The sequence below is a fragment of the Flavobacterium sp. Arc2 genome, from assembly GCF_041431385.1.
In the GTDB taxonomy this organism is placed as follows: domain Bacteria; phylum Bacteroidota; class Bacteroidia; order Flavobacteriales; family Flavobacteriaceae; genus Flavobacterium.
Genome location: NZ_JASMRH010000044.1, coordinates 1 through 16,937 on the forward strand (window position 1 = coordinate 1; position 16,937 = coordinate 16,937).

At 32.1% G+C, this 16,937-nt stretch carries 10 protein-coding genes; all 10 read right to left on the minus strand.

Going from position 1 to position 16,937, the window contains the following annotated elements; translation table 11 throughout:
- Window positions 1-68: 68 nt before the first annotated feature.
- On the minus strand, window positions 69-1,955 hold the full coding sequence (locus QO182_RS18895; protein WP_371563522.1) for a hypothetical protein: 1,887 nt from the start codon (window positions 1,953-1,955) through the stop codon (window positions 69-71).
- 10 nt (window positions 1,956-1,965) lie between these two features.
- Window positions 1,966-4,233, minus strand: a complete 2,268-nt coding sequence (locus QO182_RS18900; RefSeq protein WP_371563524.1) for an N-6 DNA methylase — start codon at window positions 4,231-4,233, stop codon at window positions 1,966-1,968.
- Window positions 4,234-4,273: 40 nt separating this feature from the next.
- Window positions 4,274-7,276: a hypothetical protein gene (locus tag QO182_RS18905; RefSeq protein ID WP_371563527.1), complete on the minus strand. Its 3,003-nt coding sequence runs from the start codon at window positions 7,274-7,276 to the stop codon at window positions 4,274-4,276.
- Between the two features lie 2 nt (window positions 7,277-7,278).
- Window positions 7,279-8,655, minus strand: coding sequence for a restriction endonuclease subunit S (locus QO182_RS18910; RefSeq protein ID WP_371563530.1), 1,377 nt, complete (start codon window positions 8,653-8,655; stop codon window positions 7,279-7,281).
- Window positions 8,648-10,273 carry a class I SAM-dependent DNA methyltransferase gene (locus QO182_RS18915; RefSeq protein ID WP_371563533.1) on the minus strand — a complete coding sequence of 542 codons (1,626 nt, stop codon included), beginning with the start codon at window positions 10,271-10,273 and terminating at the stop codon, window positions 8,648-8,650. The genes QO182_RS18910 and QO182_RS18915 overlap by 8 nt, the downstream gene beginning before the upstream one ends.
- A gap of 21 nt (window positions 10,274-10,294) precedes the next feature.
- Window positions 10,295-13,369 (minus strand): type I restriction endonuclease subunit R, encoded by a 3,075-nt coding sequence (locus tag QO182_RS18920; RefSeq protein ID WP_371563536.1) that lies wholly within the window; start codon window positions 13,367-13,369, stop codon window positions 10,295-10,297.
- 207 nt (window positions 13,370-13,576) lie between these two features.
- A complete protein-coding gene (locus tag QO182_RS18925; protein ID WP_371563539.1) occupies window positions 13,577-14,248 on the minus strand; it encodes a hypothetical protein in 672 nt (223 codons plus the stop codon).
- A gap of 111 nt (window positions 14,249-14,359) precedes the next feature.
- Entirely contained in the window at window positions 14,360-15,013 is a 654-nt protein-coding gene (locus QO182_RS18930; RefSeq protein ID WP_371563541.1) for an ATPase, read from the minus strand.
- Window positions 15,014-15,266: 253 nt separating this feature from the next.
- Window positions 15,267-16,151: a transcriptional regulator gene (locus tag QO182_RS18935; protein WP_371563543.1), complete on the minus strand. Its 885-nt coding sequence runs from the start codon at window positions 16,149-16,151 to the stop codon at window positions 15,267-15,269.
- Between the two features lie 123 nt (window positions 16,152-16,274).
- Window positions 16,275-16,610, minus strand: a complete 336-nt coding sequence (locus tag QO182_RS18940) for a helix-turn-helix domain-containing protein (RefSeq protein ID WP_371563545.1) — start codon at window positions 16,608-16,610, stop codon at window positions 16,275-16,277.
- Window positions 16,611-16,937 lie beyond the last annotated feature (327 nt).

The window sequence follows — 16,937 nt, forward strand, 5'->3', positions numbered from 1 at the left end:
AAGTAGTTTTTATTGAAAATGGAGGTGGTCAGTTTGCTCCGGAATTAGGTGGTCATTTTGAATTGGAATCAGGTGGTTACTTTAAATTGGAATTGGGTGGTCAATATCATTGGAATTTGCACTGTATAACGAAACGCATCTTTTTCAGTTTCAAAAATGTACGCTGTTTCATTGATTTTGAAATTATCTTCAGAGTCTAAAACACTTTCTTTAAACTCTTCTAATGCTCTATCAAATAGCGCTTCGTTTATTAGTTCTTCAGGTTGCTTTTTTGATGAGTTTATATTCTCCAATGCTCGATCAGCAATTCTTTTAAAAACACCGTCTTTCTTTTCAAAACTAAGTTCTTTTCCGTTTTCAGTATCAGGGCGTATTCCTTGAATGAAATCTTCATAGCTGTAGTTTTGATGAAAGGTTATGAATTCTATTTGATTGTTTAAATTTTTATTAAATACTTGTAAAGCCTCACTATAGCTTATATTTTCATTACCAGTAACAATTTTGGCAGCTTCTAAAACGGTATTGTAGGTTTTGCCAGTGCCAGGAGGTCCGTAAAGGATTTGGTTTAAACTACAGTTAATATTCATATTTGACATGTCATTTTTTATATCATTTATTGAAAAATGTTTTTTGATAAAGTTGTAGTCATTCATTAAATCAGTTATTGAACCAACTGTAAAATCAATTAATCCTTGCCAATCTTGAACTTTGTTGTCCTCATATTTTATGATTTTGACTAGAGGGGAATTATGAAAGTCTCCGCGCTTATTAACATAGTAGTCTAATTTGTCGCCATTTTTTAAACCAACAGTATCAATTTTAACAATGTAGTTGAAATTCTTATCTAAGCCTAAAGTAAAAGCAAGCCATTCCTCTTCTAAATCTTTTGATGTAGGATATAATTTAGACCATAAATAGCCATCAAAATTATTCACTTGATTTGTAGGTCTTTTATTGATTTTAATGAGCCCATGTGGAAGAATGATTTGTTGAACTTGTTTAGTCCAGTATTCCACTTTATTATAGGCTTCTTTTAAAGCAATGTAGGCCTTGTCAAATTCTGGAATAGACCTATTACATAATTTACCATTTGTTTCGTGCAATAAAACAAATTCTTTCTCTTTAAAATATTCCTTTGAATAACGAATAGGTGTAACAGCGTTATTTTTAACCCATTTCTCTATATTTTCACCTTTAAAAATCAAATATTTTAATACACTATTAGTGGTATTTGATTCAGTATTCCATGTGGCTCTTTTAGTATCTTTGATTGTGTTGTATTGCAATAGAAGCTCTTGGGTATGATTCTTTAAAATCTCTTGAGGAATCTCATTCCAATCATTTATTTCAAAGGATATTAAAACTTTGCCTTCAGGTTTACCGTTAAATGTTTCTTCCAGTTTGACATCTAATTTACTTTTATTATTCTCATAGATTTCTTTATCCAAAACCATTGCAATTCTGGATTTTCCATTCTCTTCTCTAAAAGCAAAAACTGCTCTCATTCCAATAATAAGCATTGCTTGCTTTTTTGCTTCTCTCAATGCCATTCTAATTGTGTATGGATTGATTTGATTATTGGTAATTATACTATTTAAATAATTTGCAGCCTCTTGCAAAGTAGCGCTAGTTTGTTTTAGACTTTTATGAAAACTAATAAACGATTGTGCTTCTGTATTATCGTAAACCAAATCTTCTACAATTGAAAAATCTAAAGCGTCACAAAATGCATTTCTGTTAGCTACATTAGAAGGAAAATCTTTAAAATCAATGTTGGCATATTTAGCCAATTCTTTTACTGTATATTTAAAAGGAAGGGTTTTTCCATTTTTGGTTAGCTTGTATTTCCAATTGTCTTCTTCAGCTTTTTCAGGTGCTTCGTTTGGGGCTATTGTATTCCACCAAGTAGTTACTTCCCCTTTTGTAATTGTTTTTAAAAATTCGCTAAATGTCATTTTCTTTTTTTTATTTATAATATTCTAGAAATGATTTAATCAATGTTCTAATTTCCATCTGTCCTTTTTGGGCTTCTTCAACATTTATTTTATTTGGATGTGCAGCCTTGTTTCTGTAATCATTTTTTATTCTTTTCAATTCATCCAAGAATTGTAAATCTAAGATGTTGTTTTCAAAATAGTTAAGAACAAATTTCTTGATATCTTGTAAAACAGGGCTTTTATTTACAGTTTCACCATTCAAATAGCGCAAATAGGTTTCCATAGAGCCCAATTCAAAAAACCACTTATCAGGCTCGTTTCTCAAACAGTTTTTTAAGTGTTTGACTATTTTATAAGTGTTATCACTGTTTAGATTTCCGCTTTCTTTTTTACCAAAGTCCCAAGCAAATGCAATTTCAATATTTAAATTTCTTTCTTTCAATGAATAGATGTAAGAACGAAACACCTTTTGTAAAAGTTCATTTTCTAAGGCTCGGCAATATTGAATGATAAATGGTGATAAATCAGCATTGTCTAATTTTGAAAGTTGACTAAATAGTAGTTCTGCTGTTGGCAAGTACGATTTGCTGAGATTCTCTAATTTATCCCATTCAAAAGCAAACCATTTAGATAACATAATTTCAAACTTTTTAATTTGGTCTATGTTATTCTCAAGGAGAATTTCAATTTTAGAATCCAATTCACTGCATAGTAAACTTAATTTATCTTCTGGTGAAGAACCACTTGATTTTATATCCTGAAATTCTTTGGACAAATCTTGTATCAATAGTAACAATGAATCTAGTTTTGTATTTACAATTTCCAATTGTTTTTCAATTCTATCAAAACGATCGTTTATGAAACTTTTATTAATTTTTAAAGATTCATTTTCACTTTTTAATTCGTCTATTTGATTTTTATAGCTTTTTACAATTTTTTCCAATAATAGTAATTCTTCAGAACTTGCGTTTTCAATAGCTATATTACCAATTGAATTTAAATCAGATAAAGGTAAAATAGGTATCCTAATGCTTTGAATGTCTTTGATATTGATATGTGGAATAATATTCCCTGTTGTCAAATCCTTTGCTTGCTCAGAAAAAATACGCTTGCCTTCCTCTGTTTTCAAGTAACTCACAATATAGTCATCATTATTGGAACGAATTATGGCTAAATTATTGGAAGCTATAGCTGGAGGATCATTTTCTCTATAAACATACATTTTCAAATCATTGAAAATTGTGCTTATGACTATGTCACCAGCTTTTAAAATATATCTGTTTTGACTATCTGAAATATTGCTTTTATCAATAAATTTTCTTGCATTTTCAACATTTAATTTTCCGTCTTTTATATGAACAGGAGATAAATAAATATAATTTTCTTTTGATGGATGCTGATCAGATTTTAAATAAACTCCTTTAACTATCTCAGCTATATCTTTTAGTGATTTGGTTGTAAAGCCCTCTAATTCTTTATATATTTCCTTATCTTGATTGATGTAATAATCAACATCCCAGCGATCGCCAATAGTAGAATTTGAAATTTCTTTTATTATGTATTCTTGATAGGATTTTGGAATTTGAAAACTATCTATTTTGCCTAAACTAATTGTTTCTTTTTTGTTCTTGGAGAATCTAATTAAAGCTGATTTCAATCCTGAAAATGGCACAATGTTATTAGGTAATTCAATTACCAAATTTAGATACATACCATATTCTTCTCTGAAAGACTGATACATAGCACTGTTTAAAATAGTAACAGGAACTATAAAAATAAGATCTCCTGTATCATTAACCAATTCAAAAGCTTTTCTAATAAATGCTTCTTCTGATTTTAAAGTTTTACATTGATAAACTATTGGCATTCCCCATGGTAAATTACCAACTACTAAGTCATATTTTTTTGAAAAAGAATACTGAAAACTATCGGCTGTAATTACATTAACACCATCAATTATATAATTAGTTAAAGCGGCTACATTTTCATCTATTTCAATTCCACTTAAATCTTCAATTTGATTTTGCAAGTAGTATAATAAATTACCCGTACCACAACAAATATCAAGAGCATTTTTACTCTCTTTTTCATTAGCTATTTCAGCTATAAGTTTACCTATTTGATTAGAGGTGGTATGCAAATGAATACGACGGTCATTAACTACTAAATCTAATAAATCATCTTTAGAAATATCCACATTTGAGATTTCAATTTCATTAATCAAAACTTTAAAATTTTTGTAATCGAGACCTTGAGAATTGATTTTTGTTAAAAGTTTTTCAATTGTATTATTCATCCTTCAATGTAGTTTAATTGTATCTCAATATTTAAATTATTTATTTTAACTTTCTCTGATCGGAAATTTTAAATCCTGTTGGAAAAGGTTTGAAAGGCTTTCCGGGAGGTACGTTATTAGATTGATAGTCTCTTAGTTCATTGATGGGTAATTTTGAAATCATAAAATTATCGAGTTCGCCTCCATGTATTTTTTGCATATCTCTCATCCATTCGTCCTTATATGGTGCTCTTATTCTAGTGTCCCCATATTTTTTGTTATTACATAATGATACATAACAATGAATATCTAAAGTTGCAGATTTCACCAAATGTTGATACGTTTCTATATCTGGATTCCAAGCAATTACAAATAATGTATCTATTTCTCCTCTCAAATTACATCTATTATTTATATCCAACAAGTCATTACAAATTAAACCACTAAAGACAAAATCATTATGTTTTATAATTAGTTTTTCTTTGAATTTTGGGTAAATTTTCAGATTTGAACGATTAAAAATTTCACTACTTTCGTGAACTGCTCCAATAATTTTTGATTGATAAAGTGCTACACTTCCATTTGTTTTATTCCCTGTATTCAGTACATAAATCAATTGATTATCAGCTTCATCTTTACTTCTGTCAATTTTATATTCAAGTCCCGCAATTAAATTTATACCTACAAAAGCTAACTTTTCCGCAATTTGAACATACAAATGTCTGGGGAGAGCTAATTCGTGAAAAACTGCATAATCAATATCCTTACTGTTACGAATTAAATCATTAACAATTCTTTTGAGTCTATCAAATCTATTTTTATCTGGTTCAACAAGTTGACGAACCATTGCAACAAAAGATTCATCTTTAGTTAGAAAATGAGTATTACAAACTTTTGGATTATTGTCACTTTTCGATTCAACGAAATTAATATATTCATGATTACTAGCTTTTGATTCAACATTAATATTAAACTTGTGATAATATTGTTTCGCCAGTTTTGAAAAAATAACTTGATCAGTTATTACTTTATTTTTAAAAGCAACTGATAATTCTAATAATGAAATTCTTCGAGTATAAAAATAAAATCCAGTAGCTTCAAAAATTTTGTAACAAAAATCAAAACAATCCTCTTCTTTACAATCACATTTATTTGAATGAATATTGTCTCCAATAAACTCTTTTAGTTCTTGATTGAAAAATAAGTCTGATAAATGATTAACCTCATTAACTTCTAAACTACTGACAATGTAATCAGCATACTCTTGGTACTTGAAATAACAGTTTTTATATGGTATGCTATGTAAATCTGTATTGAAATACCTAATTACATTATTTAAAAAATCATTAGACTCTTCAATATTAACATCCAATAACTGCAAAGCATACAAACAGTTTACTTTATTAAGTGAGTTAGAACAAATTAAATTTTCATATATTTTTTTATAAATAAACTCTTTTGTTTTTAAGAATTTTTTTCTATCGTTTGGATTGTCAATGTTACCTGTTAAGTATTCTAATAAAAATAAAACATCAACTAATTCATCAAAATATTTTTTAATAATATCATCATTTTTACTATGTATTAATAATCCAAACAATCTTGGTACATATTTATTAAGGTCAATAAAATTTTTTATATCATAAATAAAATCAAAAGTTATATTTAGAAAGTTATTGAGTCTGTTTTGCCAAACAGATTCATCATAGCTCTTAATATCATTTTCAAAACTTAGAATTTCTTTTATGAATTTATTTCTTTTTAAAATAAGACCACCTGACTTTCTTAAACTATTTACTTCTTCACAATCTTTATTGATACTTTGAAACAAATCTAAATCACTATTTTTATCATACTCGGAAGTATCAGGTAATAACTTCCATTCACTAGAACTTTTATTAATAGATTTTCTAATGTGATTTAGCTCAACCTTATCTTTATTATTATTGAAAAGAAAAATATTTTCTTTGTCTGAATTAAACTGAAGTTTAAACTTTTTATCCTTTAAATCTCTAAGTTCTGTACCGTTTGCAATTTTAAATTTTTTTAATGAACTTAATATTTTTGAAAATTCAAGATTATCCTTTTCACTATTATATTCAACTGCAATTATTAAATCATCAACATAACGGCCATAATAAATTGGTTTCACATTTTGTATTACGTCTTTGTCAAAATCTAATAAATAAATATTTGCCAAAACTCTGGATACATTCAGAGTCAATGGTAATCCAAATTTTTTAAAATCAATATTTTGACTTTCAAAAAAATCATTATAAGCTGGATTATTAACCTCATTGAACTTATTAATCATATTAAACACTAATTCGTTTATGAATTTATCGTGTGTTGTAAAATCGTCTATGTGTTGTTTAATTAGATTATCAACTTTGTTTTTTAAGTAAGTAATTTCAATAGAATGATAGTATTTTTTTAAATCAGAAGTAATAACAACTATGTCTTTATTTTCTAAAAATTCAATTTTATCAAATAAATCATTTTGCCATTTTCTATAATCATTAAAATAGGGTTTGTATAATGAATGATTCTGTTTGTAGTAAGGTAAATCATTTAGTTCCTCAGCATAATTTTTTAATCTACAACCATATACATTATCTGGAAATATTTTATCTAGTTTGTAGCCAATTCTATTAATCCATAAACCTCCAATTATTTGAAAAAAAATTGAAACATGACTGATAAATCTAAAATCTATACTTTTTTCATCTTCAAATTCAAAAAGATCTCTTTTAAAGTTTTCAATAGATCTCTTTACCTTAAACTTTTTTGAATCTTTAAACTTTACGCTTTTAAAAATAAAATTTGGGCTGCCAATGTTTTCGTTATCATTCAAAAAACTATTTAATAAATCATCTGTTTTACTATTTAATAAATCAAAGAGGAAATCTATATTTTCAAATAAATTTTCTTCAAAAGTTACAATATCTTCTAATAAAACATGTTCTTTTTCATTGTAAAGCTCTCTTTTAACTTTACGATATGTATATAATATTTCTTCTTTTGAAAAACCTCCCATAATTTCATTATCACTAAAACTCTCCATAACTATTCTTTTTTATATTCTTCTCTTCCCTCCGCAACCATTCCTAGCTCCTCCTCAACATCACCCACACTTACCTGACCATTCATCAACATAGGTAACAACCAATCACGAAGCGATGCGAGTTCTTGGTTTTCTTTTAGATTCTTCTGTTTTTGAGTTTGAATTGGTTCCATGAAATCATAGAATTTATTTGCAATGGATTCTTCTGGAACAACCGTAAAATGAGAACACACAAAACTGTCAAACAATAGATTTTTGATTCCACTTGTTTTACCCTCATAACCAAATAAAACTCCTGCATCATAGATGCTTTTCCAGTGATAAACGAAGTTATATAAAAGCTTTTTGTTTTTTAAAGTAACTGCTTTGCAGAAATTCGAACAAATAATTGGAGCGTCAAAACGAGTCAATGTCCCCTCTGTAATAAATGCTAATCTTCCAGTTGATTGTGTTGGACTACCACCAGAAATTTCTACTACTAAATCTGCTGGATCAAGGGTTTTGTGTAAGTTTTTTTCAAGGATATATCGTTCAGGTGATTTTAATTGTCCCGTACCATTTAAACCATTGATGTCGGCACCACGGATACAGTATACTTTTTCAGTATAATTACCCTCAGGTTGTTCTTTTCCCCAATCTCCGCTTTTATCATTATTTATCCATTCAGCATATAATTTCACTTCCCAACCCTCAGGAATCTCCCTTTTCAGCTCTGCATTCCAAACCATTTTTCCTCCAGCTGTTTTATATGGTTTTCCATTGGCGTCAGGAAAATCAAACTGAACAAACCAGTAATCATACAACATTTTTGCCATGGCTTCCAGCTCGCTATTGATGCGGATGTTGAGTTCTATTTTGGAATCTAAATCAGAAAGGACTTTGGCGATTTTTTTTTGTTCAATTAAAGGAATTAGTGGAAATTCTAATAAACGGAAATTTGTTGTTGCTTGAGCCAATGCTGGTACTCCAACATGACTTTTGAAAGATAGTAACCTTTTTTGTCCTTCATCAGTATGAAAATAATATGTAAAATATATAGGATCAACTAAATCTCTTTTTAATGAAACTCGAAATTGACTTTGCGAAATCACATAATTATCATACATGGAATCTTCAGGAATGTAGCTAATTTGTCCAACAGTTCCTCGATGAGTTATAACAATATCTCCTCGTTTAGCATTTGCTTTTTTAAGTGCTTTAGCTTTTTCTGGAGACACATATTTAAATGATGTTTCAATTAATTTTATACTTGAAACATTTGATCCATTTAAAACAGGTACTCCATCACTGATAAAATTATCCACTTTAATATCAGAACCAAAAGGTCCCATAGAAATTAATTCTATTAACTCATTCATTAAAGTCATTACTTTACTCATATCTCAAGCCTTTCATATTATTGTGAATTTCCATTTCCAAGGTTTTACTTTCGCTGAAAAGCGTGCTTAAACTGTTTTCAAAACTTTTCATTTTATCCTCAAATTCCGCTGGAGAAATATCGGTATATTCAATTTTCACTTCAAAGTATTGTCCTGCACTCAAAGAGTAGTTTTTGGCTTTGATATCGTCATAAGAAACCACAACCGAGAAATCGTCTTTGGCTTCGTGCTTATTAAAGGTGTCAATAATGCTATCTTCTTCTTCGGGAGACAATAATGTTTTTTGGTTCTTGCCTTCTTTTACGGTAGTACCCAGTTTAGAGGCATCCATCAACACAATATCGCCTTTGGTGTTTTCTTTGTCTAGAAACAATATAGAAACGTTGGTTCCCGTGGTAGCAAAAATATTAGAGGGCATACTCACCACACCACACAACATTTTGCGCTCCACCATTTGCTCGCGTATTTTGCGTTCAATTCCGCTTTGTGCGGTGATGAATCCAGTAGGCACTACAATAGCCGCTTTTCCCTTGGATGTCAGCGAGTGCATAATGTGCTGTATAAATAAAGGGTAAATAGCCATACCGTCCTTCTTGGCTTTGGGGATATTAGGCATTCCTGCAAAAAAGCGTTCGTTGTTTTCTTTGCTGTCTAAATCAGCCACGTAATCAGAGAAATCTAATTTAAACGGAGGATTACTCACGATGTAATCAAACTGCTGCAAACGTCCGTTTTTATCTTTGTGATAGGGTTCAAGAATGGTGTTTCCTTTTACAATATTTGGTATTGAGTGTACGAGATCGTTCAGGATTAAATTCAGTCGCAACAAATTGGAGGACTTTTGCGAAATATCCTGTGAATAGACGGTGCATTTGTCTTCTCCTATCTCGTGTGCCAAGTTCATCAACAGGGTTCCTGATCCCGCACTCGGGTCATAACAAGTTACATTACTTACTTCGCTATCTACTAAACAACGTGCCATGATTTTAGCTACGGCATGTGGAGTGAAATATTCGGCATATTTTCCACCACTATTCGTATTGTAATCACTAATTAAATATTCGAAAATCGTAGCATAAAAATCGAACTTTTCGTGAAAGATATTCTCAAAACTAAAATTAATCAGCTTGTTGATAATGGCTTTGCAAAAATCGTCTCTTTTGTCTGTCACATATTTACTGATGTTTTCGAACAAGACTATTTTCTCACCACCTTCAGTAATTACAGAGAATAAATCGCTGTTTTCTTTGGCTATATCCAGTAGGGTGTTGTCAAATATATCCGAGAAGTTGGCTTCATTTTGTCTTTCGAACAAACTAGAAATAAAATGTTTGGGCTGCAAGCGGGCGGTACTTTCGCTCATTTGCATCATTAGCATTTCGTAGTCGTTCTCGTTGTATTCCTTCAATACGGCTTCCCAATTGTCAGCTTTTGCTATTTTGTCATCGAGTTGTTTTACTTCGTGAACAAATTTATCGTTCAGGAATTTATATAAAAATACTTGGGTGATAATCTTAAATTCGTTTCCGTCATTTCCCAAACCGTAATTAGCACAAACGCTTTTTAAATCGTCTATGAGGTTTTTGGTTTGTTTTTCAAACTGTGCTGTAGTGGTCATTAGTATGCTATGTGTTTATAATTAGGCAACTCTGCCGTGAAATTCATTCATGTATTCTTTTACGATCATTCCGTTGATGCGCTTGGTCGTTTCGGCATCTAGTGCAATCTGTTGCTTATTTTTGAATTGGTCGATCACTAATCGCATCACCATTCGTTCTACAAAACTTTCGTTTTCAAGCATTTTAGAGTTCTGGATAATTTGGGCGTCTACTTCTTTTTTCAATCCCTGCAAGGCTTCAAACAATTTACTTTCACTATCTGTCAAAGGATCTTTCTCCATTAGGCGTTTGTGCAAGCGGGTATATTTTTCGTCGTTATCGTATTTGGCTCTTAGCAATTGGTTTTTTCGTTCCAGTTCCTTTGCTTTCGCATAAATCTTCTCCAGGTCTGCGATATTGCTTTCCATTTCGCCTTTGGTTACTTCATTCAAATTTTTCTTTTTGAACAAGCGTTCCAGTTCTTCCTTCAAGGATATGAATTCAGGCGCTTTTTGATCAAAATTTCCACCTAAGGCTTCTCTAGTTTTTTGGAGGATATTTTTGAGTTGGTCTGCCAAAACCATTTCTTCCTCTTTCACTTTGACGAAAGCAAAAATAACGTCTTCTAAGGCAATATTCAAAAGATTAGAGGTGTCAATATTACTTTCTAAGGCTTCTTTTGCATTAATGAGCGCCAAACGATTATTAGCATCCCGAGATAAAACAGTCAGCTTATGAAAATCTAACTTTTCTAACAGCTCAAAATTTCCAGATAGTCGGATGAGGTTATACAAACTCTTTGCATTGTTCAACACTCGGGTGATTTTTAGCATTTCACTACGGTCGTTGATCTGCGTGATTTGTTGGGAGAAAACCTCAGCATTCATCGTATTAAAATGAAACAAAACTTCCTTTATTTCCTTGATCTCTGCGTTTATTTCCTCCTGCGATTTGAAGATATTGGAGTAATGCTCCATTTCATCTCCCAATTCTGATTGTAACTCATTGAAATAGTCCTGATTGGTTTTGTCAAATTCTTTTTGAATATCAGCAAAATCAACTACATAACCGTATCTAAAATTCTTGTAGGTTCTATTTACTCGCGTTAGGGTTTGCAGTAGATTGTGCGCTTTAATCACACGGCCTATGTATAATTTCTTTAGGCGCGGGGCATCAAAACCGGTAAGCAACATATTATACACAAACAAAAAGTCAATTTTGCCATCTTTGAATGCTTCTACTTGATCCTTTCTATCCTGTTTTGTTCCCACATCATGGAGGATTACCGCAGCTCTAGTTACTTTGCTTTCGGACTTCTTTTTGTCACCGTAAGTTTCTGACGGTTCGGCAGCCATAGCGAGGTCTGTATGCTGTGTTTCTTTTTGAGCGTATTTCGATTCAAATATTTCAAATAGCATTTTAGCCTGATCCGAAGAGTCACAAACAACTAAGCCACCTATCGTATTGTCGTTCATGGAAATTCTGGCCTTTTCGAAATCCTTAACGATATAGTCGAGCATCGGCTCCACGAACTTAGGGTGTGCGTAAACAATTTTCTTGTCGGCATTTCCTTTTAGAATTTCTATTTCTTCTAAGGCTTGTTTTAATGTAAGCTTATAATTGGTTTCAATCTCTTCCCGGATTAAACGCAAAGTATAACCATCGGCAATAGAAGAGTTGTAGTAATATTTGTGAATGTATCCGCCAAATAAAGATTTGGAGTTATAATCTGTGCCTAATAATGGGGTGCCGGTTAAACCAATTTTGATCGCTTTGGGATCAGATTCGTTTAGATTGGACAAGAAACTACCTTTGGGGTTATAGCTACGGTGTACTTCATCTAAGAAATATACCCGTTGAATGTTGAGTTGGTAATCAGTATTGCGAACCACATCAGGATCATCCTGAAACTTCTGAATGTTGACTACGGTAATCTCCGCCTTACCTGAATTATTGTGGATAACACTGGTAGACTTAATATCCTTTGCAAACTCCTCTCTTGAATTCACATTATGAACAACTAAACCTCTACTTTTAAATTCTTTGCCCGCCTGAATTAATAAGTCCAATCTATCGACGATGAAGTAGAATTTTGGAATTACCTTCTTACTTTGGAAATAATCAGTTAGGTATTTAACGTTATAATAAGCGAGTGCAGTTTTTCCGCTTCCTTGCGTATGCCAAATAATACCTTTTTTGACACCTTCTTCCAGTTTAGCTTCAATAGCTTTGGTGGCAAAAAGCTGCGGGTAACGCATAATATGCTTTTGCAATCCTTTGGTTCCTTTGACGTAAGCAATAGAGTACTGCAACATGAATTGCAAGCGTTTCTTCTGGAATAAGGAGGTACAAATTCTATTGGTCGGTGTATCTGGATTTTTATTGGTCAAAAACTCAGGAGAATTTTTAATACCCACTAAATTAGTGTCTTTCAAAATGGCGTTTACTACAGTGTCATCAAATGGAGATAGTATCGCGCTTAGATCGAATGTATCTTCCTCTCTAAAATAGTTAAATGATGGCTTCTGATAGGATGCTGTGGCATAGAAAGCACCTTCAATTGGTGTTGGTGAATTATTGTCATATTCCATGTTGTTGGAAAACACCATCAGTTGGGTAATATTGACAAATTTCCTGAATTTCTTATTCTCAAAACGCGTTTGAATGCGCTTGTGTTCTGCTAAAATCCCGTCTTGGTTGTTCGGCTTTTTTACTTCAATAAATACCAAAGGCATTCCATTAATTAAAAGCGTAATATCTGGTCTGAACTCCTCATCATCTTTTTTGCAAGTGAGTTCAGTGACGACATTGAAGGTATTGTTCTCGAAATTCTCAAAGTCAATTAATCGTATTCCAGATCGTTCCGTAATGCGTTCATAAAAAGCTTTTCCCACATCTTCATTATCTAGCAATAATGAAACTTCATCCAATAATCGTTTTGCATCAGACCGATCAATTCCTGGATTAATTTTAGAAATACTGCTTATAAAAACATCCGTAAATATATTTGTGTTTTCATCCCAAACAGCATTTTTCAAAGATATGTAATCGTAACCCAATCGAGTTAAATGTAATAAGGCAGGTATTTTTACGCGGGAGTCTTCGTTGAACGCCATTAAGTGATTATTTTTTTTGATTGCGACCTTATTATTCGACAGCTAATGTATCAAATATTTAATTAGTAGGAATAATGATAACCGTAAAGCGATTACTTAATTAATATAAATTCCATAACGTTTGATTTGGTTTGATTCCATTTGTGTAAAGAAACGATGTTTTGTAAGATTTAACTATACCCACTTTTAGTGATATTTAACAAATGTTTATCGAGATAAATTAGTTGTTATAAATTGTTGTTTTAAAGTATTTTGAGTTTTTTTTAGGTTGAATTTACCTAGATATTCTTGCAATTCATGTAAGTATATCAATACTATTTCCTGTTCGTGACATTGGGATAGTTGCACCAAATGGATCGTTGCGTATAAAACCGTATTTACTGAAGTCTTTTCTAAAAGATGAAAAATAGCCTTATCCATTGTTTTATTGCTGCAGTAGATAGTATAGTTTTTGAGATGGATCTGAATGGTCTGCTTTTTACTGTATTGCTCTAGATTAATTGGAATGAATTTTACCTGATCCTCTTTGAGATTGATATCCTTAATGATGAAAGGACTGTCTAGTTTGTTTATCCTTTTTTCTATGGTTTCTTTTGAGTCTATAAAGGCCGTGAATTTCCATGTTTTTAAAACTGGAGCATTGTCCACCAGATCAATAACTTTTTTGAATAATTTGTGATTACCATTTGAGGTGATTATGAATTCGAATTGGTCAGTAGTTCTTTTAGGAAAGACAATGATGAAGTCTATTTTCCTGCAGTAGTATTTCAGGTTTTGCTTGATCCAATAACAGATTGTTTCTTGGTTTTCAGGGGAATGATTTAATAGGTTTTTGATGGTGTGGTGGTTGTCGAGGAACCAGTTCCAGAAGTTTTTCATTTATTTTTTGTTTCAGGTTTAAAGTTTCAAGTTGCTTCTCGATACAATTTTTAAGTGAAAAACTTAAAAATTACTCGAAGTGACGCCGTTACTTTGTTCAAGAAATGATTGTTATCGTTTATCCTTTGTTTCTTTATCGAAGGTGATGAGGTTAAACATGGCTCTCATTCTGGAGCGGAGGCGGTTGCCGTAGTTGTTTTCGATTTCGGAGGCGGAAAGGTTGGTGGTAATGTGAGTTACCGATTTGTTTTCGACAAACTGCTCGTACCGACTGATTAGTACTTCGGCCATGACGTTGCAATCGTTTCCGAAGTGCTTTATTTGTTGTTCGGCACCCAAGTCGTCAAAGCAATAGCCCGTTAATTTTGATTGATTGGCTTGCTTTAGTGTGTAGCGGTTGATGGCCTCAAAACCGTTTTTTGCAAATTCGAAGGAGACTTCCCTGCACGTTTTGATTTTGTATTCGGAGTTTTGATAAGCAAAAGGTCGGATTAGATGCATTAGCGACGTTTTGCCGCAACCAATTGCTCCAGATACTAGAATGCCTTTTGATAAATCGATCTTTAGTTTTAAGGCTGTTTTCTCGTCTTGAATCATATAAACCAACAATTTGTAAATGGTGGGGATATTGAGGATGTTTATTTTAAAGGATTGACCGTAATGTTCTTTTCCCTGGGATTCAATCAAAGATAGACATTTGTTGAAGTCATAGACTTTGTGGTTGTTTTCGATAGTAAAACAATCTGATATATTGGTGGGATTCATAAACTGAGTTTTTAAGTTAATTATTTTCTTTTTTTCTTGATAAAAAAAGAAACAAAAAAATCAAATCTTGGAATCCTCATCGGTCAAATTGGTTTTCGAATGCTAAAAGAAAAGAACTCGGCTTTCAGCCTCAAACAGCTTTTCTTTTTACGCATCCTTCAAACATTTGACACTCGATTCCGGATCCCTAGGACGGGGAGGGGTAACAATGGAACTTCTTTTTTCATGACTTCAAATTTCAAAGGCGGAAAATTTACAATGGTTCGTCATAGTTTTTGTGGGTTGCTGTGTGCAGGTGCATGGGTTTCGGTTGCGAATTGTAAGCGGATTTTGGAGCATTTGCAGCAAACTTAGCGGTGTTGAGCATCCAGTTTCTTGCTGCAGCTTTCCAATCTTTCATTTTTGTTTTTCCGCCTATGAGCCAACCGATGCTGGAGTAGTAATTGAAAAACTTATTGGCTTCCGTTTGTGAACTTTGCCTGAAGGAGAAGTATTCCAGTATCATTTCGAGTGATGGCGGTGTGGTGTCAAAAATTAAATCGAGTTCAATTGCTTTTTCTTTTTTCGCGCAACTTTTTTCTTTTTGCTGACCGCTCTCCGTTTTTATTTCTTTTTCTTGTGGAATTATTAAAGGATTCAAATTTTGAACTGGTTCATTTCTTAAATTTTTTTTTATATCTATTTTTATATTGTTTAAAATGTTTTTAGATGTTTGTTTTTTATTATATATATATACCTGTTCATTTACCTGTTCAATGACTTGTTCATTTTTTGTTTTGGTCAAATTGTGAACGGGTTCATTATTTGAATGGGTTGGTTGTGGTATTTTTGAAATTGTATTTACTTCTTCAGAGAAATTGACCATGATTATGGTAGAAGAGGAGTGAGGATTGAATGTTGGATTATATACCATAAATCCCAAAAGTTCTAATTCTCTCATGCACTTATGATAGGTCGCTTTTGAATTGATCTTGCTGGCTTTCATTATTTCTTCCCGAGAAATGCCTGTTGGATTCTTGAATCGGTTTACGTTCCAACATTGGAAAAGTGCTAAATAGAGCGAAATGTGCGTTGGATTTAGGTTAGTTTCGTAATTGATTTTATTGAAAAATCCGGTGAGGTGTTTGATGTAGTTCATTTTGTTAGTGATTAGTGAGTGGTGAAAAGTGTCTCTCGACTGCGCTCGAGATGACGCACTCGAGATGATGGTAAAAAGTGAAAGGGGAATGATAATTTGATTGCTTCGCTCCTTGCAATGACTTTACTTGAAAAGGGTAGGGAGGGCATTTACTTTATTTCCGTTTAAAAGTTTTTCGATATCTGTTTGGTCGTAATACATAATTCCACCGATTTTGGTATAGGTCAGTGTGCCGTTAATGCGAAGGTTTTGTAAAGTACCGGGTGAAATATTCAGCAATTTTCGGACTTCATTTGATTTGAGCCATTGTTTCTGTTGGAGTGGTTTGGATTGTATGATTTCTTTTAAATCATTGAGAAGAAGAGTTCGAAATTCGTTTAAGTCTTCCATTGTAATTAATTGCTCGCGGTACATTCTGTTTTTAGTAGTGTTTGTGGAGCTGTTACTTTCAAGTGCCATAACTTATGTTTTAGATTGTTATGGTACAAAAGTGTTGGTATTGGTTGATTTTATATCACAAGTGGTTCACAAGTTGTGAAAGAAAAAAGGAGTTTTTATTTTGAAATGGGTGTGGTTATTGACTTTTTTTAATAAAAATATAAGAGCGGATACAAGAAGTACGTTTATGTAAGTACTAATTTTTTATTTGAAGAAATCTTTACTTTTTTCCTCGATGAAAAAAGTAACAAAAAAATCAAGCCTGAAAATTAAAAGCTTGAAAACTACCTCGAAGTTCCGTTCCGCAGCCCGAGCCGTTCGTCCTTCGTCCTCAACTCGCGGACTGCT